The sequence below is a fragment of the Citrobacter sp. MGH103 genome (genome assembly GCF_001034475.2).
Classification (GTDB): domain Bacteria; phylum Pseudomonadota; class Gammaproteobacteria; order Enterobacterales; family Enterobacteriaceae; genus Citrobacter; species Citrobacter freundii.
In genome coordinates this window covers 4,159,674-4,180,617 of the sequence record NZ_CP073043.1, presented here as the reverse complement: position 1 = coordinate 4,180,617, position 20,944 = coordinate 4,159,674, and the positions used below count along the sequence as shown (strand labels likewise).

At 54.0% G+C, this 20,944-nt stretch carries 19 protein-coding genes and 1 pseudogene; 15 read left to right on the top strand and 5 right to left on the bottom strand.

Annotated features, from left to right (window positions below; translation table 11 throughout):
- The first annotated feature begins 49 nt into the window (after positions 1–49).
- The 8 genes and pseudogenes from holD to SK33_RS20150 all read left to right on the top strand — a co-directional run bounded on the left by holD (position 50) and on the right by SK33_RS20150 (position 6,437).
- On the top strand, positions 50–463 hold the full coding sequence (gene holD, locus SK33_RS20185) for a DNA polymerase III subunit psi (RefSeq protein ID WP_003837254.1): 414 nt from the start codon (positions 50–52) through the stop codon (positions 461–463).
- Complete coding sequence (gene rimI / locus SK33_RS20180) at positions 432–878, top strand: ribosomal protein S18-alanine N-acetyltransferase (RefSeq protein WP_048219765.1); 447 nt, start codon at positions 432–434, stop codon at positions 876–878. The genes holD and rimI overlap by 32 nt, the downstream gene beginning before the upstream one ends.
- 14 nt (positions 879–892) lie before the next feature.
- Positions 893–1,573, top strand: a complete 681-nt coding sequence (gene yjjG, locus SK33_RS20175) for a pyrimidine 5'-nucleotidase (RefSeq protein WP_003019088.1) — start codon at positions 893–895, stop codon at positions 1,571–1,573.
- A 92-nt stretch (positions 1,574–1,665) separates the two neighbouring features.
- The gene (gene prfC, locus SK33_RS20170; RefSeq protein ID WP_003019086.1) at positions 1,666–3,255 is read left to right on the top strand and encodes a peptide chain release factor 3; all 1,590 of its coding nucleotides are present in this window, start codon (positions 1,666–1,668) and stop codon (positions 3,253–3,255) included.
- Between the two features lie 308 nt (positions 3,256–3,563).
- Positions 3,564–4,181 carry a molecular chaperone OsmY gene (gene osmY, locus SK33_RS20165; protein ID WP_048216855.1) on the top strand — a complete coding sequence of 206 codons (618 nt, stop codon included), beginning with the start codon at positions 3,564–3,566 and terminating at the stop codon, positions 4,179–4,181.
- A 127-nt stretch (positions 4,182–4,308) separates the two neighbouring features.
- A complete protein-coding gene (locus tag SK33_RS20160; RefSeq protein WP_003019081.1) occupies positions 4,309–4,470 on the top strand; it encodes a DUF1328 domain-containing protein in 162 nt (53 codons plus the stop codon).
- A 121-nt stretch (positions 4,471–4,591) separates the two neighbouring features.
- A pseudogene (locus SK33_RS20155) lies at positions 4,592–5,664 on the top strand (patatin-like phospholipase family protein).
- A complete protein-coding gene (locus tag SK33_RS20150) occupies positions 5,661–6,437 on the top strand; it encodes a metal-dependent hydrolase (protein ID WP_003019050.1) in 777 nt (258 codons plus the stop codon). The pseudogene SK33_RS20155 and the gene SK33_RS20150 overlap by 4 nt, the downstream one beginning before the upstream one ends.
- A 36-nt stretch (positions 6,438–6,473) precedes the next feature.
- On the opposite strand, the gene SK33_RS20145 is transcribed toward SK33_RS20150, so the two are convergent.
- Complete coding sequence (locus SK33_RS20145) at positions 6,474–7,337, bottom strand: YjjW family glycine radical enzyme activase (RefSeq protein WP_048219763.1); 864 nt, start codon at positions 7,335–7,337, stop codon at positions 6,474–6,476.
- Positions 7,309–8,859 (bottom strand): YjjI family glycine radical enzyme, encoded by a 1,551-nt coding sequence (locus SK33_RS20140; RefSeq protein ID WP_003019044.1) that lies wholly within the window; start codon positions 8,857–8,859, stop codon positions 7,309–7,311. The genes SK33_RS20145 and SK33_RS20140 overlap by 29 nt, the downstream gene beginning before the upstream one ends.
- Positions 8,860–9,120: 261 nt before the next feature.
- Here SK33_RS20140 and deoC point away from each other — a divergent pair, with 261 nt between their 5' ends.
- The 4 genes from deoC to deoD all read left to right on the top strand — a co-directional run bounded on the left by deoC (position 9,121) and on the right by deoD (position 13,433).
- The gene (gene deoC, locus SK33_RS20135) at positions 9,121–9,900 is read left to right on the top strand and encodes a deoxyribose-phosphate aldolase (protein WP_003019042.1); all 780 of its coding nucleotides are present in this window, start codon (positions 9,121–9,123) and stop codon (positions 9,898–9,900) included.
- Between the two features lie 112 nt (positions 9,901–10,012).
- Entirely contained in the window at positions 10,013–11,335 is a 1,323-nt protein-coding gene (gene deoA / locus SK33_RS20130; RefSeq protein ID WP_003019040.1) for a thymidine phosphorylase, read from the top strand.
- A gap of 51 nt (positions 11,336–11,386) precedes the next feature.
- Entirely contained in the window at positions 11,387–12,610 is a 1,224-nt protein-coding gene (gene deoB, locus SK33_RS20125; protein ID WP_003019037.1) for a phosphopentomutase, read from the top strand.
- A 103-nt stretch (positions 12,611–12,713) separates the two neighbouring features.
- Positions 12,714–13,433 carry a purine-nucleoside phosphorylase gene (gene deoD, locus SK33_RS20120; protein ID WP_000224864.1) on the top strand — a complete coding sequence of 240 codons (720 nt, stop codon included), beginning with the start codon at positions 12,714–12,716 and terminating at the stop codon, positions 13,431–13,433.
- 150 nt (positions 13,434–13,583) lie between these two features.
- Here deoD and lplA read toward each other — a convergent pair whose 3' ends face one another.
- Together lplA and SK33_RS20110 are read right to left on the bottom strand one after the other, a co-directional pair.
- On the bottom strand, positions 13,584–14,600 hold the full coding sequence (lplA, locus tag SK33_RS20115; RefSeq protein ID WP_003019035.1) for a lipoate--protein ligase LplA: 1,017 nt from the start codon (positions 14,598–14,600) through the stop codon (positions 13,584–13,586).
- A gap of 37 nt (positions 14,601–14,637) precedes the next feature.
- Positions 14,638–15,279 (bottom strand): YtjB family periplasmic protein, encoded by a 642-nt coding sequence (locus SK33_RS20110; protein ID WP_003019032.1) that lies wholly within the window; start codon positions 15,277–15,279, stop codon positions 14,638–14,640.
- Positions 15,280–15,394: 115 nt separating this feature from the next.
- On the opposite strand from SK33_RS20110, the gene serB reads away from it, so the two are divergent.
- The 3 genes from serB (at position 15,395) to nadR (ending at position 19,075) form a co-directional block, all read left to right on the top strand.
- The gene (gene serB / locus SK33_RS20105; protein ID WP_048219761.1) at positions 15,395–16,363 is read left to right on the top strand and encodes a phosphoserine phosphatase; all 969 of its coding nucleotides are present in this window, start codon (positions 15,395–15,397) and stop codon (positions 16,361–16,363) included.
- An 11-nt stretch (positions 16,364–16,374) separates the two neighbouring features.
- Entirely contained in the window at positions 16,375–17,757 is a 1,383-nt protein-coding gene (gene radA, locus SK33_RS20100) for a DNA repair protein RadA (protein WP_001728171.1), read from the top strand.
- Between the two features lie 88 nt (positions 17,758–17,845).
- On the top strand, positions 17,846–19,075 hold the full coding sequence (gene nadR, locus SK33_RS20095) for a multifunctional transcriptional regulator/nicotinamide-nucleotide adenylyltransferase/ribosylnicotinamide kinase NadR (protein WP_003019021.1): 1,230 nt from the start codon (positions 17,846–17,848) through the stop codon (positions 19,073–19,075).
- 99 nt (positions 19,076–19,174) lie between these two features.
- On the opposite strand, the gene ettA is transcribed toward nadR, so the two are convergent.
- The gene (gene ettA, locus SK33_RS20090; protein ID WP_003019019.1) at positions 19,175–20,842 is read right to left on the bottom strand and encodes an energy-dependent translational throttle protein EttA; all 1,668 of its coding nucleotides are present in this window, start codon (positions 20,840–20,842) and stop codon (positions 19,175–19,177) included.
- Between the last annotated feature and the right edge of the window lie 102 nt (positions 20,843–20,944).

Below are 20,944 nucleotides of genomic sequence, written 5' to 3'. Positions count from 1 at the left end.
TCGACAAATTTGCTATATTTGCGCCCCTGATAGACAGGAGTGTTTCGCTATGACATCCCGACGAGACTGGCAGTTACAGCAACTGGGCATTACGCAGTGGTCGTTGCGTCGTCCTGGCGCACTGCAGGGCGAGATCGCGATTTCCATTCCTGCGCATGTCCGTTTGGTGATGGTTGCTGCACAGTTACCCGCGCTAACCGAACCATTGATGAGCGATATTTTACGCGCATTAACCGTCAGCCCGGATCAGGTTTTACAACTGACGCCTGACCGTGTCGCCATGCTGCCGCAAGGCAGTCGCTGTAATAGCTGGCGGCTGGGAACCGAAGAGCCGCTGCTGCTGGAGGGCGCTCAGGTCGAGAGTCCTGCGTTTAATGAATTACGGGAAAACCCAGCGGCACGCGCCGCGTTATGGCAACAAATCTGCGCATATGAACACGATTTCTTCCCTCGAACCGACTGATTTACCCGCAGCATTTCATATTGAAAAACGCGCCCACGCTTTTCCGTGGAGTGAAAAAACATTTGCCAGCAACCAGGGCGATCGCTACCTCAATTTTCAGTTGAGAGTGGATGACGTGATGGCGGCTTTTGCGATTACGCAGGTCGTGCTGGATGAAGCTACGCTGTTCAATATTGCCGTCGATCCTGACTTTCAGCGTCGTGGGCTGGGGCGTGAGCTGTTGGAGTATTTGATCGATGAGCTGGAAAAGCGTGGCATTTTGACGCTGTGGCTTGAAGTGCGCGCCTCGAATGCGGCCGCTATCGCGTTGTACGAAAGCTTAGGCTTTAACGAGGCGACGATCCGTCGCAATTATTATCCAACGGCCGATGGTCACGAAGACGCCATCATCATGGCGTTGCCAATCAGCATGTAAGACAAGGTGTAATGATGAAGAAGTGGGACTGGATTTTCTTTGATGCCGACGAAACGCTGTTTACATTTGACTCGTTTACCGGCTTACAGCGGATGTTTCTCGACTATAGCATTACCTTTACCGCTGAAGATTTTCAGGACTACCAGGCCGTGAATAAACCGCTGTGGGTGGATTATCAAAACGGCGCGATTACCTCATTACAACTTCAGCATGCCCGTTTTCAGAGCTGGGCCGAACGCCTGAAGGTTGAACCGGGCCAGCTTAATGATGCATTCATCAATGCGATGGCGGAGATCTGCTCGCCGTTGCCGGGGGCGGTTTCTCTGCTCAATGCGATTCGTGATAAAGCGAAAATCGGCATCATTACTAACGGCTTTACCGCGTTGCAGCAAATCCGCCTTGAGCGGACGGGGCTGCGCGATTATTTCGACCTGCTGGTGATTTCTGAGCAGGTTGGGGTGGCAAAACCTGATTCCCGTATTTTTGACCATGCGCTGGAGCAGGCGGGCAATCCTGACCGTTCTCGCGTGCTAATGGTGGGTGACACCGCAGAGTCCGATATTCTTGGCGGCATTAACGCCGGGCTATCCACCTGCTGGCTAAATACGCACCACCGCGAGCAGCCAGCGGGCATTCAGCCGACCTGGACCGTAGCGTCATTAAGCGAACTGGAGCAGCTCCTGTGTAAACACTGATTGCCTCCCCCCCGTTGATGGGTAAAATAGCCGCAATTTTTCGTATTCAACTTGCCCGGCCCGTTGCCGTGCTTACCTAAGAAGATTTGACTATGACGTTGTCTCCTTATTTGCAAGAGGTGGCCAAACGCCGCACTTTTGCCATTATTTCTCACCCGGATGCCGGTAAAACGACAATTACTGAAAAGGTACTGTTATTCGGACAGGCCATTCAGACCGCCGGTACGGTAAAAGGCCGTGGCTCCAGCCAGCATGCAAAATCTGACTGGATGGAAATGGAAAAGCAACGTGGTATCTCCATTACCACCTCTGTGATGCAGTTTCCGTATCATGACTGCCTGGTGAACCTGCTGGACACCCCGGGGCACGAAGACTTCTCCGAAGATACCTATCGTACTCTGACGGCGGTGGACTGCTGCCTGATGGTTATCGATGCAGCAAAAGGCGTTGAAGATCGTACCCGTAAGCTGATGGAAGTTACCCGTCTGCGCGATACGCCGATCCTGACCTTTATGAACAAACTCGACCGTGACATCCGCGATCCGATGGAGCTGCTGGATGAAGTTGAGAACGAACTGAAAATCGGCTGTGCGCCGATCACCTGGCCGATTGGCTGCGGTAAGTTGTTCAAAGGTGTCTATCACCTTTATAAAGATGAAACTTACCTGTATCAGACCGGTAAAGGCCACACCATTCAGGAAGTGCGTGTTGTTAAAGGTCTTAACAACCCGGAACTTGATACTGCCGTGGGTGAAGACCTGGCGCAGCAGCTGCGCGACGAGCTTGAGCTGGTGCAGGGCGCGTCCAACGAGTTCGACCATGAGTTGTTCCTTGCGGGCGAAATCACCCCGGTCTTCTTCGGTACCGCGTTGGGTAACTTCGGCGTTGACCATATGCTGGATGGCTTAGTGGAGTGGGCGCCTGCGCCGATGCCGCGTAAAACCGACACCCGCGTCGTCGAAGCCTCAGAAGAGAAGTTCACCGGTTTCGTGTTTAAAATTCAGGCCAACATGGACCCGAAACACCGTGACCGTGTGGCGTTCATGCGTGTGGTATCCGGCAAGTATGAGAAAGGCATGAAAATGCGCCAGGTGCGCATTGGTAAAGACGTGGTGATCTCCGACGCACTCACCTTTATGGCCGGTGACCGTTCTCATGTGGAAGAAGCGTATCCGGGCGATATTCTCGGCCTGCATAACCACGGCACTATCCAGATCGGCGATACCTTTACCCAGGGCGAAATGATGAAGTTCACCGGTATTCCGAACTTCGCGCCGGAGCTGTTCCGTCGTATTCGCCTGAAGGATCCATTGAAGCAGAAACAGCTGCTGAAAGGGCTGGTTCAGCTATCAGAAGAGGGTGCAGTGCAGGTATTCCGTCCGATCGCCAACAACGATCTGATCGTAGGTGCGGTGGGTGTGCTGCAGTTTGACGTGGTGGTTTCACGTCTGAAGAGCGAGTACAACGTTGAAGCGATTTATGAATCCGTCAACGTGGCGACTGCGCGCTGGGTAGAATGTTCTGACGTGAAGAAATTCGAAGAATTTAAGCGTAAGAACGAAATTCAGCTGGCGCTGGATGGCGGCGATAACCTCACCTATATCGCGCCAACCATGGTTAACCTGAATCTCACCCAGGAACGTTACCCGGACGTTCAGTTCCGTAAAACACGCGAACACTAATCGACCTTCCAGGGCACGGTATCCGCCGTGCCCTGCAACTTTTCCTGTCTTTTAAATCCCTTGCGGAATGTTCTTAAAACCTCGCGTTTTTCTTTTGTTTGCCTGTTTTTTAGTCAATTCGGGCAGCGATCACGAAATCCTGAACTATATTTAACAATGTGATGACATAAATATCGGCGTTTAATGCTTTTTAGGCTGCCTGTTGCAGCTTCTATTGCTGATATTTATTCCACTTACAAAATTAGTTGCTGGTTCAGGCCGTGTAACGGCAGAGCCTGGCTTTTAGCAAAACATACAGGAATACATCGATGACAATGACAGGACTTAAGATTTCTAAAACGCTGCTGGCCGTGATGCTGACCTCCGCTGTTGCAACGGGTTCTGCTTATGCAGAAAACGCCACGATGGATAAAGCGCAATCCGGCGTCGAAAGTGCGGGGCAGAAAGTCGATAGCTCTATGAACAAAGTCGGTAATTTCATGGATGACAGCACCATCACCGCGAAAGTAAAAGCCGCGCTGGTGGACCACGATAGCATTAAGAGCACCGATATTTCCGTCAAGACCGATCAGAAAGTAGTAACGCTAAGCGGCTTTGTTGAAAGCCAGGCGCAGGCTGAAGAAGCGGTGAAAGTGGCGAAAGGCGTTGAGGGTGTGACCTCCGTTAGCGACAAACTGCACGTGCGTGATAGTAAAGAAACCTCCGTTAAAGGCTATGCGGGCGATACGGCAATCACCAGTGAAGTAAAAGCCAAGCTGCTGGCCGATGATATTGTCCCTTCACGCAAGGTGAAAGTTGAGACCACCGATGGCGTTGTGCAACTTTCAGGCTCTGTCGATTCACAAGCTCAAAGCGATCGCGCTGAGAGCATCGCCAAAGCGATTGATGGCGTGAAAAGCGTCAAAAACGATCTCAAAACTCACTAATTAGACTTAATTCGCCCTCCTGACGTTTGTCGGGAGGCGTATTGTGCACCACACTGAAAATATCGCCGATGGGTAGCCTGAGCGCTCATATCAAGCGGTGAAATTAACTATGGTAAAGGAGAAGCATATGTTTCGATGGGGCATCATATTTCTGGTTATCGCGTTAATTGCCGCTGCACTGGGTTTTGGTGGACTGGCGGGTACCGCTGCAGGCGCAGCGAAAATTGTTTTTGTGGTGGGTATCATTCTGTTTCTGGTCAGCCTGTTTACCGGGCGTAAACGACCCTAGTACGTAAACCGTAAAGATAACTTGCTACTGAGCCAGTCCAGCGGACTGGCTTTTACGGTTTTAGCTGCAGGCAATTTGCGTTACTTTGTTGTCCTATTACAAAAACAACAGGAAGGCAGAGGTGGGGCAGAGAATACCCGTCACGCTCGGTAATATCGCGCCGTTATCGTTACGTCCGTTTCAACCAGGCAGTATGGCGCTGGTGTGCGAGGGCGGGGGACAAAGAGGCATCTTCACCGCAGGCGTACTGGATGAATTCATGCGCGCGCAGTTCAATCCCTTTGATCTCTTCTACGGGACGTCCGCTGGTGCGCAAAACCTTTCAGCTTATCTCTGTAACCAGCCCGGTTACGGTCGTAAAGTCATCATGCGTTACACTACCCGACGTGAGTTTTTTGACCCGGTGCGCTTTGTGCGCGGGGGAAACTTAATCGATCTCGACTGGCTGGTGGATTCGACCTCGTCCCAAATGCCGCTGGCGATGGACAACGCTGAGCGCTTGTTGCCGCGGGGAAAGCGTTTTATATGTGCGCCTGTCGGGGTGATGACTACACGCCGGGCTATTTTTCGCCGAACCGGCAAAACTGGCTCGATCTTATTCGTGCCTCCAGCGCGATTCCCGGGTTCTACCGCACAGGGGTTGTGCTGGACGGTGTGAATTACCTGGATGGTGGCGTCAGCGACGCCATTCCCGTGCAGGAAGCAGCGAAGCAGGGGGCGAAAACGCTGGTGGTTATCCGCACTGTGCCTTCGCAAATGTATTACACCCCGCAGTGGTTCAAGCGTATGGAACGCTGGCTGGGCGAAAGCAGCCTGCAACCACTGTTGAATCTGGTGCAGCACCATGAGGCCACCTATCGCGCGATTCAGAGCTTTATTGAGAAACCGCCGGGCAAGCTGCGTATCTTTGAGATCTACCCTCCCAAACCGCTCCACAGCATGGCGTTGGGAAGCCGTATTCCGGCCTTGCGGGAAGACTACAAAACCGGACGTCTGTGCGGTCGTTACTTCCTCGCTACCGTCGGCAAACTGCTGGGGAAAAACGTGCCGCTGCCTCGTCAGACGCCGAAGATTGTGGTGCCGGGACCGGTGGTGGTTCCTCCCGCGCCGGTGGCCAACGATGCCCACGCGCCGGTGGTGGCCAATGCGCCTCAGGCCAACGATACAACGTTTAATAATGAGGATTTGGCGTGAGTTATCGTTTTATCGATACGCACTGTCACTTTGATTTCCCGCCGTTTACCGGCGATGAACCTGCCAGCATTCAGCGCGCGGCGGAGGTTGGTGTACAGAGCATTATCGTTCCGGCCACCCAGGCGGCGAATTTTTCCCGTGTACTGGCGTTAGCGGAAAATTATCCTCCATTATTTGCCGCGCTTGGTTTACATCCCATTGTTATTGAACAACATAGTGATGACTGCCTGGACCAGTTGCAGCAGGTGCTGGATAAGCGCCCACAAAAGCTGGTGGCGGTAGGTGAGATTGGATTGGATCTGTATCGCGACGATCCGCAATTCGACAAGCAAGAGCGGGTGCTGGAAGCGCAACTTAAGCTGGCGAAGAGGTACGAACTGCCGGTGATCCTGCATTCGCGACGCACGCATGACAAGCTGGCGATGTACCTTAAACGCCATGCTTTGCCACGAACAGGCGTGGTGCATGGGTTTTCCGGGAGCGTGCAGCAGGCCGAACGCTTTGTGCAACTGGGATACAAAATTGGCGTGGGCGGCACCATTACCTATCCGCGTGCCAGTAAAACCCGCGAGGTAATGGCGCAGCTGCCGCTGGAGTCGCTGTTGCTGGAAACCGACGCGCCGGATATGCCGCTCAACGGCTTTCAGGGGCAGCCTAATCGCCCGGAGCAGGTAGTCAGAGTCTTTGACGTCTTATGCGAACTGCGCCCGGAACCTGCGGACGTGATCGCTGACGCGCTGTATCGTAATACCACGGCGTTGTTTGATTTTTGAATTCCGGATGCGGCGCTATTGCATCGCATCCGGATATCACAGGTACAGCGCCGGAAAAATCAAATTATCCACCCCGCGTTCGCGCAATCTTTGCGCCAGGTGTTCCACATCCTCCGGCGTGGCGCTCGGCCAGTCCTTCGCTTCGCCATACACCCCGTGCGCATGAAAGGCATTCAGCCGTACCGGCACGTCACCTGAACCTCTGATAAACGCCGCCAGCGCATCAATATGCTGTAGATAATCCACCTGACCAGGGATAACCAGCAGGCGCAGTTCCGCAAGTTTCCCTTGCCCGGACAGAAAGGTAATGCTTTGTTTAATCAGCGTGTTATCGCGACCGGTCAACTGACGATGACACGTGCTGTCCCAGGCTTTTAAATCCAGCATTACGCCGTCGCACACCGGCAGCAGCTTCTGCCAGCCGGTTTCGTTCAGCATGCCATTGCTGTCGACCATACAGGTCAGGTGTTGCAGTTGCGGATCGGTTTTGATCGCACGAAACAGCGCCACAATAAACGGTAGCTGGGTTGTCGCTTCGCCGCCGCTGACCGTAATTCCCTCAATAAACAGTGCTGCCTTGCGAATATGCTGCAGCACCTCATCAACGCTCATGGTCTGCGCCATCGGCGTGGCCTGCTGGGGGCACATATGAAGGCAGGTGTCACACTGCTGACACAAATCGGACTGCCACCACACTTTCCCCGCGCTCAGGCTCAGCGCCTCATGCGGGCAATGCAGCACACACTCCCCGCAGTCGTTGCAGCGTCCCATCGTCCACGGATTGTGGCAATTTTTACAGCGCAGATTACATCCCTGCAGAAACAGAGCCAGGCGACTGCCCGGCCCGTCGACGCAGGAGAAAGGGATAATCTTACTTACCGAAGCGCATCTGCTGTTCATGGCTAATCACGCGAGGTTGTCGTTCCAGAATGCGCGTATTACGCGCGGCTTCTTCGCCAAGCCAGGTGGTGTTGGTGCGAGAACCTTCGGCGCGATATTTTTCCAGATCCGACAGACGCACCATATAGCCGGTAACGCGAACCAGATCGTTGCCGCTCACGTTGGCGGTAAACTCACGCATCCCGGCTTTAAATGCGCCGAGGCACAGCTGCACCAGCGCCTGAGGATTGCGCTTGATGGTTTCATCCAGCGTGAGAATGTCGCTGATCCCCGCGTGATAAAACGCGTGATGCGGCGCGACGGTTTGCAGATGAGTAATCGGGTCTGGTTCATCGCCGTAAGGCAGGCGTGCACCCGGCGTGGTGCCGATGTCAGAACTGATCCCCGACTGTGCATGCAGCATCGCGCGCTGCTTCCAGCCATATTTCACTGGGGTGCTTTCGACAAACTCCGCCAGTTGGGCGCTGATGCGATAGCCAAGCTGATTGGCGAACTCATCTTTTCCGTAGCGCGCATTTTGTCCCGCCTTATCGCACAGTAGATTCACCGCCTCCGCCAGGCCATACATGCCGAACATAGGCACAAAACGTTCGGGATCAATCAACCCTTCCTGCACGAGGAAGCTATTCTCAAAGAAATGTGATTTTTCATAGAGGAATTCACATCGTGAATCAATGATGGCGATTTGCTGTTGGCAATAGTGCGGTAGGGTGCGCGTAAAGAAGTCATCGACAGAGGCGCTGCGCTCTGCGATGGCTTTCAGATTAAGCCTGACCAGCGTGCTACCACCCCCGGCGAGCGGCAAAGAGTTGTAACAGCTGACGACGCCATACTGACCTTTTGTGAAAATTTTATCATTTTCAGGGCCGTTGGAAATATGTGGCTTACTGCACTCGCAGATATTTTTCGCCACGCTGAGCAGCAGATCGTCAGGTGTGATTTGCGGGTCATAAATGAAAGTCAGATTAGGCGAAACCTGCTTTAACTCTGCATCCGCGCGTAAAATTGCACGGGTAACTGGAGTATCGGCGGGGCCGATATTGGCATGCATAAACGCGTCTGGCAGGGTTCTGTCGAGATAACGCCAGAAACGTTTTATTCGAATATCGATCTCTTCTTGTGTTAGAATTCTAACATACGGTTGCAGCAGAGCATCGAGCTGGCCGAGATAAACCGGCATCGACGTCACTGACGGAACGTGGTGGTACAGGATGGTGAGTAAGGATAACGCGTCATCAAGATCCTTTGCCCCTTCCAGCTCTAGCCACGATGAACCATTGGCCAGAAAACGCGCGTAATCGGGTAAAACGTAGCGCGGTTTGAACGGGGCATGACCTTCGTACATATCGCAGATTACCCCATCATCCAGCGCCTGACGTGCCTGTGCAGGTAGTTGCGGATAAGGCAGCGCGTTTTCAGCTTCCAGCGCCAGAAAGTGGCGTTTCTGCTCAGGGCTGAGCACCGGGCTGGTCACGATTTGTTGGCAACGCTGTTGCAGCGCGAGTTCGCTTGAAGTGGGCATCGTTGATTCCTTTTTGTCCCGAAGGTGTAACGCCATTGTAGAAAGCAACGCCGCCACAACCTTTGATCCGGATGCGCCTGATGCCACCGCATCCCTTTAGAAAAGGTAATTTATTTGAAGTATATCTCATTAGAGTAATGCAAATCTGTATGTGGTTTTCATTAACTGTGATGTATATCGAAGTGTAATAGCGAGCGGATGTTAGAATACTAACAAACTCGCAAGGTGAAATTTTATACGGCGATGCCGTTGGAGAATGTTATGACCGATTTAACAGCAAGCAGCCTGCGTGCACTGAAACTGATGGACCTGACCACTCTGAATGACGACGACACCAATGAAAAAGTGATCGCGCTGTGTCATCAGGCGAAGACCCCGGTTGGCAACACTGCCGCAATCTGTATCTATCCGCGTTTCATCCCTATTGCGCGTAAGACTCTGAAAGAGCAGGGTACGCCGGACATCCGCATTGCAACCGTCACCAACTTCCCGCACGGCAACGACGACATCGAGATTGCGTTGGCGGAAACCCGCGCGGCGATCGCCTACGGTGCTGATGAAGTTGACGTGGTGTTCCCGTACCGTGCGCTGATCGCTGGTAACGAGCAGATTGGTTTTGATCTGGTTAAAGCTTGCAAAGACGCGTGTGCGGCGGCAAACGTGCTGCTGAAAGTGATCATCGAAACCGGTGAGCTGAAAGAAGAAGCACTGATTCGCAAAGCATCTGAAATCTCCATCAAAGCCGGTGCTGATTTCATCAAAACGTCTACCGGTAAAGTGCCGGTCAATGCGACGCCGGAAAGCGCACGCATCATGATGGAAGTGATCCGCGACATGGGTGTTTCTAAAACTGTAGGTTTCAAACCGGCTGGCGGCGTGCGTACTGCAGAAGATGCACAGCAGTTCCTGGCGATTGCCGATGAACTGTTTGGCGCTGACTGGGCTGATTCTCGTCACTACCGTTTTGGCGCATCCAGCCTGCTGGCTAGCTTGCTGAAAGCGCTGGGTCACGGCGACGGCAAGAGCGCAAGCAGCTACTAAGCCCGTAGGCCGGATAAGGCGCAGCCGCCATCCGGCATTAAGACGACTGCCGGGTGGCGCGTTGCTTACCCGGCTTACAACGGCCTTCTACTCTTTTCCCCTGGGGGTTACCGTGTTTCTCGCACAAGAAATTATTCGTAAAAAACGTGATGGTCATACGCTGAGCGATGAAGAAATTCGTTTCTTTATCAATGGCATTCGCGACAATACCATTTCTGAAGGGCAAATCGCCGCCCTGGCGATGACCATTTTTTTCCACGATATGACAATGCCTGAGCGTGTTTCGCTGACCATGGCAATGCGTGATTCAGGAACCGTGCTGGACTGGAAAAGCCTGCAGTTGAACGGCCCGATTGTGGATAAACACTCTACCGGCGGCGTAGGTGACGTAACGTCACTGATGTTAGGCCCGATGGTTGCTGCGTGCGGCGGCTATATTCCGATGATCTCCGGGCGTGGCCTGGGGCATACCGGCGGTACGCTCGATAAACTGGAAGCGATTCCTGGATTTGACATCTTCCCGGACGACGCGCGTTTCCGTGAAATTATTAAAGACGTGGGTGTGGCGATTATTGGGCAAACCAGCTCGCTCGCACCGGCGGATAAACGTTTTTATGCCACCCGCGATATTACCGCGACGGTGGATTCCATCCCGCTGATTACCGGTTCCATTCTGGCGAAAAAACTGGCGGAAGGGCTGGATGCGCTGGTGATGGATGTGAAAGTGGGCAGCGGTGCTTTTATGCCGACCTACGAGCTTTCTGAAGCCCTTGCTGAAGCGATTGTCGGCGTGGCAAACGGTGCGGGTGTACGTACCACCGCGCTGTTAACTGATATGAACCAGGTGTTGGCCTCCAGCGCAGGTAACGCGGTCGAAGTCCGCGAAGCGGTGCAGTTCCTGACCGGTGAATACCGCAATCCACGTCTGTTAGACGTCACCATGGCGCTGTGCGTGGAAATGCTGATCTCCGGCAACCTGGCGAAAGATGACGCCGAAGCCCGTGCGAAATTGCAGACGGTGCTGGATAACGGCAAAGCAGCAGAGATTTTTGGTCGCATGGTGGCGGCGCAAAAAGGCCCGACCGATTTCGTCGAAAATTATGCGAAGTACCTGCCGACGGCAATGCTCAGCAAAGCGGTATATGCTGATACCGAAGGCTTTGTCAGCGCGATGGATACCCGTGCGCTGGGAATGGCGGTTGTTTCCATGGGTGGCGGTCGTCGTCAGGCATCGGACACCATTGATTACAGCGTTGGCTTTAGCGATATGGCGCGTCTGGGCGACAGCGTAGACGGACAGCGCCCACTGGCGGTGATCCACGCCAAAGACGAAGCCAGCTGGCAGGAAGCGGCGAAAGCGGTCAAAGCGGCAATTAGCCTTGACGATAAAGCGCCAGAAATTACACCGACAGTCTATCGTCGTATTACCGAATAACTGTATACTGATCTGATCGCTTTTTTGCGGCGCAGATGTATGGAGAACAAGATGAAACGTGCATTTATTATGGTGCTGGACTCCTTTGGTATTGGTGCGACTGAAGATGCGGATCGCTTTGGCGACGTAGGTTCAGACACTATGGGACATATTGCAGAAGCCTGTGCGAAAGGTGAAGCTGACAATGGTCGCAAAGGTCCACTGAATCTGCCTAACCTGACCCGTCTGGGCCTGGTGAAAGCTCACGAAGGTTCTACTGGTAAAATTGCTGCTGGCATGGACGGCAACGCGGAAGTGATTGGTGCCTACGCATGGGCGCATGAACTTTCTTCCGGGAAAGACACGCCGTCTGGCCACTGGGAAATCGCGGGTGTTCCGGTTCTGTTTGACTGGGGATATTTCTCCGATCACGAAAACAGCTTCCCGCAAGAACTGCTGGATAAACTGGTAAAACGTGCCAACCTGCCGGGCTACCTCGGCAACTGCCACTCTTCCGGTACCGTGATCCTGGATCAACTGGGTGAAGAGCATATGAAAACCGGCAAGCCGATTTTCTATACCTCCGCTGATTCCGTGTTCCAGATTGCCTGCCACGAAGAGACTTTTGGCCTGGATAAGCTCTATGAGCTGTGCGAAATCGCCCGTGAAGAGCTGACCGAAGGTGGTTACAACATCGGTCGTGTTATCGCCCGTCCGTTTATCGGCGATAAAGCCGGTAACTTCCAGCGTACCGGTAACCGTCACGACCTGGCCGTTGAGCCGCCAGCACCGACCGTGTTGCAGAAACTGGTCGACGAGAAAGACGGTCACGTGGTTTCCGTCGGTAAAATCGCGGATATCTACGCTAACTGCGGCATCACCAAAAAAGTGAAAGCCACCGGTCTGGACGCGTTGTTCGACGCCACCATCAAAGAGATGAAAGAAGCCGGTGATAAGACCATCGTCTTCACCAACTTCGTTGATTTCGACTCTTCCTGGGGACATCGTCGCGATATCGCCGGTTATGCTGCGGGCCTGGAACTGTTCGACCGCCGTTTGCCTGAGTTGATGGAGCTGGTGGGTGAAGATGACATTCTGATCCTGACCGCTGACCACGGCTGCGACCCAAGCTGGACCGGCACTGACCATACCCGTGAGCACATTCCGGTACTGGTTTACGGCCCGAAAGTGAAACCAGGTTCTTTAGGTCACCGTGAAACCTTCGCGGATATCGGTCAGACGCTGGCGAGCTACTTTGGTACGTCGCCGATGGACTACGGTAAAAATATGCTCTGATGCAATTGCCCGGTGGCGCTTCGCTTACCGGGCCTACGGTTTTGTAGGCCGGGTAAGGCGCAGCCGCCACCCGGCAAAAACAACAATATAAAAGGAACTGAAGATGGCAACTCCACATATTAATGCAGAAATGGGTGATTTCGCTGACGTCGTATTGATGCCGGGCGACCCGCTGCGTGCAAAGCATATTGCTGAAACTTTCCTCGAAGATGTTCGTGAAGTGAACAACGTTCGCGGCATGTTAGGCTTCACCGGTACTTACAAAGGCCGTAAGATCTCCGTAATGGGCCACGGTATGGGTATCCCGTCCTGCTCCATCTACACCAAAGAGCTGATCACCGACTTCGGCGTGAAGAAAATCATTCGCGTAGGCTCCTGCGGCGCTGTGCGTATGGACGTTAAACTGCGTGACGTGGTTATCGGTATGGGCGCTTGCACCGACTCCAAAGTTAACCGTATCCGTTTTAAAGATCATGACTTTGCAGCTATCGCTGACTTCGACATGGTGCGTAACGCAGTTGATGCGGCAAAAGCGCTGGGTGTAGACGCTCGTGTGGGCAACTTGTTCTCCGCTGACCTGTTCTACTCTCCGGACGGTGAAATGTTCGACGTGATGGAAAAATACGGCGTGCTGGGCGTGGAAATGGAAGCGGCGGGTATCTACGGCGTGGCGGCGGAATTCGGTGCGAAAGCGCTGACCATCTGCACCGTATCCGACCATATCCGTACCCACGAGCAGACTACTGCCGCTGAGCGTCAGACGACCTTCAACGACATGATCAAAATCGCACTGGAATCCGTTCTGCTAGGCGATAAAGAGTAAGTTTTGTTGTGGCCCGGAGGCGCTGCGCTTACCGGGCCTACGGGAATGCCGCTATTAATGCTTGATGGCGCTTCGCTTATCAGGCCTACGGGAGCGGTCTTGTAGGCCGGATAAGGCGCAGCCGCCATCCGGTAATTCGCCACTAATCGCTTAACGCACGGCCTTCGCTACCCAAGCAGCCAGCTCACGCAACTCGCTTTCCTGATCTGGATACTCCGCAAGCAGCGCTTCACAAGTCTGCTGTAAAATATCGGCGCGATACTGGCAGCCCTGTAGTCGTTCTGCCAGTACTTCCAGCGGCGCAGGATTGAGGCTATCGGTGTAGACTTGGGTGCGGGTAATCACGCCTTTTTCGACGTCGAAATGCAGCTCAACGCCACCCCAGGTGAAACGTTCGTCCAGTAAATGTGAAAAAGCAGGCGCCTGACCAAAATTCCACTCCCAACTGCTCTGGCGGGCAAAGGTTTCGGCGAAGTTCGGCAGATCCGGCGCTTTGTCTGGGGAGATGATCTCGGCTTCTACGCGTTCGCCGTAGTGGGCAAAAAAGGCTTCCGTGATGGCCTGACAGACCTGTTGATGAGTGATGCCCGGTAACAGCTCGGTCAAATTCGCTACGCGCGAGCGAACCGAAGTGATGCCTTTGGCGGCAAGTTTCTTTTTATCGGGATTGAGATAGTTTGCCAGGCGGCTGAGATCGGCATTCAACAGCAGCGTGCCGTGGTGGAATCCGCGATCTTTCGTTTCCCGATAAGCAGAGCCGGAAACTTTGCGATCGCCGTCCGGCGTTTTCACCACCAGATCGTTACGCCCGGAGGCATCAGCTTCTACGCCCAGCGAATTCAGCGCATTGAGGACGATCGCGGTGGAGATGGTTTTGTCGTATTCCGGTTTACCAGCCATAAAGGTAAAGCAGGTATTGCCTAAGTCATGGAACACCGCGCCGCCACCGCTGCTGCGCCTGGCGAGCCGCACGTTGTCTTCTTCCATGCGGCGGGTATTACACTCTTTCCACGGGTTTTGCGCCCGGCCAATTACCACCGTATCGGCGTTACGCCACAAGAACAGAACGCGCTGCGTGGCGGGCATCTGGCGAAAAATGCACTCTTCGACCGCGAGGTTAAACCACGGATCGTAAGAGTCTGAGATAAGCAGGCGTAGTGTTGTCATGGTTGATTTCCCTTCTGTTTTACAGTTTTTACAGCTTTTACTCTATCTTCTCGTTGTCTTCTTCCTGCACCGGTTTGTTGGCAGTGAGAAGGAAAGGAGATTGCTGCCAGCGGGTACGCTTACCTTGCAATAAGGTACGGGTCAGCACTACACCGATTGCCAGTGACAGTAGCAGCATCAGGCGTAAGATGTTGGTGGTGTTATCCACCTGCTTGGCTTCAGTGGCAAGAGTGTGGGTATCCAGCGTCAGGCGCAGATAGCCCAGCGGACCATTTTTTCCCTGAATGGGTTCGACGATCTGCTGGTTAAAATAGCCTCCGGCTTTTTTGCCGTCGAGCGCCAGACGATCACGAACATTGACGCTCTCACCGGTGCGCGTAATCAGGTCTCCCTGTTCGTCGTACACGCCTGCGTCCAGAATACGGCTACTCTCCGTCAACTGTGTGAGCACCGCCTTAATACGCTTTTCATCCGGCGTTTCGGTACGCATCAGCGGGGCGACGTTCAGCGCGACCTGACGGGCCAGCGTGCGGGCCAGCTCTTCGAGCTGCGGATTACGCTGCTGCTGGTGGCTTTGACTAAACCAGGAAGCCCCCTGCATCAGCGCGACGAGCAGCGCAAGGCAGGACAATACAATCACTGCACGATGAAGTCGGAATTTCAGTTTTGTGCGAGCCATATTCCACCTGCTGAAAATTTGAGACTTAATGTTGCCAGAAGCGCTGGTTACAGGGTAGCCTCATGCGTTATTTTCCCCTGATGATTCCGACCCGAACGATTTTACAGGAGCTTTAATGCCTAACATTACCTGGTGCGATCTACCTGAAGATGTCTCTCTGTGGCCAGGTCTGCCCCTCTCTTTAAGCGGTGATGAAGTGATGCCGCTAGATTACCACGCGGGCCGCAGTGGCTGGCTGCTGTACGGTCGTGGGCTGGATAAACAACGGTTAACGCAATACCAGAGTAAACTGGGCGCGGCGATGGTGATCGTGGCGGCGTGGTGCGTTGAGGATTATCAGGTAATTCGGCTGGCGGGCTCGTTAACGCCGCGTGCGGCAAAACTGGCGCATGACGCCAAACTGGATGTTGCGCCGCTGGGTAAAATTCCGCATCTGCGCACGCCGGGTTTGCTGGTGATGGACATGGATTCAACGGCTATCCAGATCGAATGCATTGATGAAATTGCTAAACTGGCCGGAACCGGCGAGATTGTTGCCGAAGTCACCGAACGCGCAATGCGCGGCGAGCTGGACTTTACCGCCAGCCTGCGCAGCCGCGTGGCGACGCTGAAGGGCGCTGATGCCAATATTCTGCACCAGGTGCGCGAAACATTGCCGCTAATGCCAGGCCTGACTCAGTTGGTGTTAAAACTGGAAACGCTTGGCTGGAAAGTGGCTATCGCTTCCGGCGGGTTTACTTTCTTTGCCGATTATCTGCGCAACAAGCTGCGCCTGACGGCAGCTGTGGCGAATGAGCTGGAGATCATGGACGGTAAATTTACTGGCAATGTGATCGGCGATATCGTCGATGCTCAGTACAAAGCCAGTACTCTGACCCGCCTGGCGCAAGAATATGAGATCCCGATGGTGCAGACGGTGGCGATCGGCGACGGTGCCAACGATCTGCCGATGATCAAAACGGCCGGGCTGGGCATTGCGTATCATGCGAAACCCAAAGTGAATGAAAAGACGGAGATTACTATCCGTCACGCTGACCTGATGGGCGTGTTCTGCATTCTCTCTGGCAGTATGAATCAGAAATAATGAGGTAAAACGTGGCAAAAGCTCCTAAACGCGCCTTTGTTTGTAATGAATGCGGGGCCGATTACCCGCGCTGGCAGGGGCAATGCAGCGCCTGTCAGGCCTGGAATACCATTACCGAGGTGCGCCTTGCTGCATCGCCAACGGTGGCGCGCAACGAGCGACTCAGCGGCTACGCCGGAAACGCGGGCGTTGCAAAAGTGCAGAAGCTCTCTGACATCAGCCTTGAGGAACTGCCGCGTTTTTCTACCGGATTTAAAGAGTTTGACCGCGTGCTCGGCGGTGGTGTGGTGCCCGGCAGCGCCATACTGATTGGCGGTAACCCCGGCGCGGGCAAATCAACGCTGCTGTTGCAAACGCTGTGCAGGCTCGCCGAGCAGATGAAAACCCTGTACGTCACCGGCGAAGAGTCGCTGCAACAGGTGGCGATGCGCGCGCATCGGCTTGGCCTGCCGACGGCGAACCTGAACATGCTGTCGGAAACCAGTATCGAACAAATTTGCCTGATTGCTGAAGAAGAACAGCCGAAGCTGATGGTGATCGACTCCATTCAGGTGATGCACATGGCGGATATTCAGTCTTCGCCGGGCAGCGTGGCGCAGGTGCGTGAAACCGCTGCTTACCTGACGCGCTTTGCTAAAACGCGCGGCGTGGCGATTGTGATGGTCGGCCACGTCACCAAAGATGGCTCGCTGGCCGGGCCGAAGGTACTGGAGCACTGTATTGACTGCTCGGTGTTGCTCGACGGCGACGCCGATTCCCGCTTCCGTACACTGCGTAGCCATAAAAACCGCTTTGGCGCGGTGAATGAGCTGGGCGTCTTTGCCATGACGGAACAGGGGCTGCGTGAAGTCAGCAACCCTTCTGCAATTTTCTTAAGCCGTGGCGATGAAGTCACTTCCGGTAGTTCGGTGATGGTAGTCTGGGAAGGCACGCGCCCGCTGCTGGTCGAGATTCAGGCGCTGGTCGATCACTCAATGATGGCGAACCCGCGTCGTGTGGCGGTCGGTCTGGAACAGAACCGTCTGGCGATTCTGCTGGCAGTGTTACATCGTCATGGCGGCTTGCAGATGGCGGATCAGGACGTGTTCGTTAACGTAGTTGGCGGCGTAAAAGTCACCGAAACCAGCGCCGACCTGGCGTTGCTGCTGGCAATGGTCTCCAGCCTGCGCGACAGGCCGCTGCCACAGGATTTAGTGGTCTTTGGCGAAGTGGGGTTGGCGGGAGAAATCCGTCCGGTACCCAGCGGGCAGGAGCGTATTTCGGAGGCGGCGAAACACGGTTTTCGCCGGGCGATTGTTCCTGCCGCTAACGTACCGAAAAAAGTACCGGAAGGGATGCAGGTCTTTGGCGTTAAGAAGCTTGCGGATGCGTTAAGCGTGTTTGACGACCTATAATCAAATACCCGTACGTACTGAATTTGTAGGCCTGATAAGCGATGCGTCATCAGGCAGTGTTACGCGATTTTTCCAGCAGGAGGCTCTTGTGTCATTTGATTATCTGAAAACCGCCATTAAGAAAAAGGGTTGTACCCTGCAACAGGTGGCAGATGCCAGTGGCATGACCAAGGGATATCTAAGCCAGCTTCTGAATGCCAAAATTAAAAGCCCCAGCGCGCAAAAGCTGGAGGCGTTGCACCGTTTTCTCGGACTGGAGTTTCCGCGCCAGCAGAAAAATATCGGTGTGGTATTTGGTAAGTTTTATCCGCTGCATACCGGCCATATCTATCTTATCCAGCGCGCCTGTAGTCAGGTTGATGAACTGCATATCATCATGGGCTATGACGACACGCGCGATCGCAGCCTGTTTGAAGACAGTGCCATGTCGCAACAGCCTACGGTGCCCGATCGTCTACGCTGGCTGCTGCAAACCTTTAAGTATCAGAAAAATATCCGTATTCATGCCTTCAACGAAGAGGGCATGGAGCCGTATCCACACGGTTGGGACGTGTGGAGCAACGGGATCAAAACGTTTATGCAGGAGAAAGGGATCCAGCCAAACTGGATCTACACCTCTGAAGAATCAGATGCCCCGCAATATCTCGAACATCTGGGGATCGAAACCGTGCTGGTGGATCCCAAGCGGACGTTTATGAGCATCAGCGGCGGGCAAATCCGTGAAAACCCGTTTCGCTACTGGGAGTATATTCCGACCGAAGTGAAGCCGTTTTTCGTGCGCACCGTGGCGATCCTCGGCGGGGAGTCGAGCGGTAAATCGACGCTGGTGAACAAGCTCGCCAACATCTTTAACACCACCAGTGCGTGGGAATATGGGCGTGATTACGTCTTCTCCCATTTGGGCGGCGATGAGATGGCGTTACAGTATTCTGATTACGATAAAATCGCCCTGGGACAAGCGCAATACATTGATTTTGCTGTTAAGTACGCCAATAAAGTGGCGTTCATCGACACCGATTTTGTGACCACTCAGGCTTTCTGCAAAAAGTATGAAGGGCGTGAACACCCGTTTGTGCAAGCGCTGATTGACGAGTATCGCTTCGACCTGGTTATCCTGCTGGAAAACAACACCCCGTGGGTAGCGGATGGCTTGCGCAGCCTTGGAAGTTCGGTTGACAGAAAAGCGTTTCAGACGCTGTTGGTCGAGATGCTGCAGGAAAACAATATCAATTTTGTGCACGTTCAGGAGCCTGACTACGACGGCCGCTTCCTGCGCTGCGTGGAGTTGGTGAAAGAGTTGATGGGCGAGCAGAGGTAGGTTTTAATGCCGGATGCGCTGCGCTTATCCGGCCTACAAGTCGCACTAACCTCGTAGGCCGGATGTGGCATGACGCCGCCATCCGGCGCTTAACGCTAATTACTTAGAAATACGCTTGTACTTAATACGCTTCGGCTCCAGCGCATCGGCGCCCAGCGTGCGTTTCTTGTACTCTTCGTATTCGGTAAAGTTACCTTCGAAGAACTCAACCTTACCCTCATCCTGGTAATCCAGAATGTGGGTCGCGATACGGTCAAGGAACCAACGGTCGTGCGAGATAACCATCGCGCAGCCCGGGAACTCCAGCAGGGCGTTTTCCAGCGCGCGCAGGGTTTCGATATCCAGGTCGTTGGTTGGTTCATCGAGCAGCAGCATGTTGCCGCCAACTTGCAGCAGCTTCGCCAGGTGCAGACGACCACGCTCACCGCCGGACAACTCGCCAACGCGTTTACCCTGATCCACACCTTTGAAGTTGAAGCGGCCCACGTAGGCACGGCTTGGCATTTCGGTGTTGCCGATCTTCATGATATCCAGCCCGCCGGACACTTCTTCCCACACGGTTTTGCTGTTGTCCATGGCGTCACGGAACTGGTCAACGGAGGCCAGTTTGACGGTTTCACCCAGCGTGATGGTACCGCTGTCAGGCTGTTCCTGGCCGGACATCATACGGAACAGGGTTGATTTACCCGCGCCGTTCGGACCGATGATGCCGACGATAGCGCCTTTCGGTACCGAGAAGCTCAGGTCGTCAATCAGCACGCGATCGCCGTAGGATTTACGCAGATTGGTAACTTCAACGACTTTATCGCCCAGACGTGCTCCAGGTGGGATAAACAATTCGTTGGTTTCGTTACGTTTCTGGTATTCAGTGTTGTTCAGCTCTTCAAAGCGTGCCAGACGGGCTTTACCCTTAGACTGACGGCCTTTCGCGCCCTGACGTACCCACTCCAGCTCTTTCTCAATGGATTTACGGCGAGCCGCTTCCTGAGAGGCTTCCTGGGCCAGACGCTGATCTTTCTGCTCCAGCCAGGAAGAGTAGTTACCTTCCCATGGAATACCTTCACCACGGTCCAGCTCCAGGATCCAGCCGGCAACGTTGTCGAGGAAGTAACGGTCGTGGGTAATCGCCACCACGGTACCTTCGAAGTCGTGCAGGAAGCGTTCCAGCCACGCGACGGATTCGGCGTCCAGGTGGTTAGTCGGTTCGTCGAGCAGCAGCATGTCTGGTTTTTCCAGCAGCAGGCGGCACAGCGCGACGCGGCGGCGTTCACCACCGGAGAGATTCTCAATTTTAGCGTCCCAGTCCGGCAGACGCAGGGCGTCAGCGGCACGCTCAAGCTGCACGTTCAGGTTATGACCGTCGTGCGCCTGAATGATCTCTTCAAACTTGCCCTGTTGCGCGGCCAGCTTATCGAAGTCAGCGTCCGGTTCGGCGTACTTGGCGTACACTTCATCCAGACCTTTCAGCGCGTTAACCACTTCGGCAACCGCTTCTTCCACGGATTCACGAACGGTATGTTCCGGGTTCAGTTTTGGTTCCTGTGGCAGGTAACCGATTTTAATGCCAGGCTGTGGGCGAGCTTCACCTTCGATATCAGTATCAATACCGGCCATGATGCGCAGCAGGGTAGATTTACCCGCACCGTTCAGACCGAGAACACCGATTTTGGCGCCAGGGAAGAAGCTCAGTGAGATGTTTTTAAGAATATGACGTTTCGGCGGAACGACCTTACCGACACGATGCATGGTATAAACGAATTGGGCCACGTTGGACTCGCCTCTATGTTTATCCCGTCATACTTCAAGCCGCAGATGCGTTGGCTGTGTCGTTCACCCCAGTCACGTACTTTTGTACGCTCAGGGGATTCA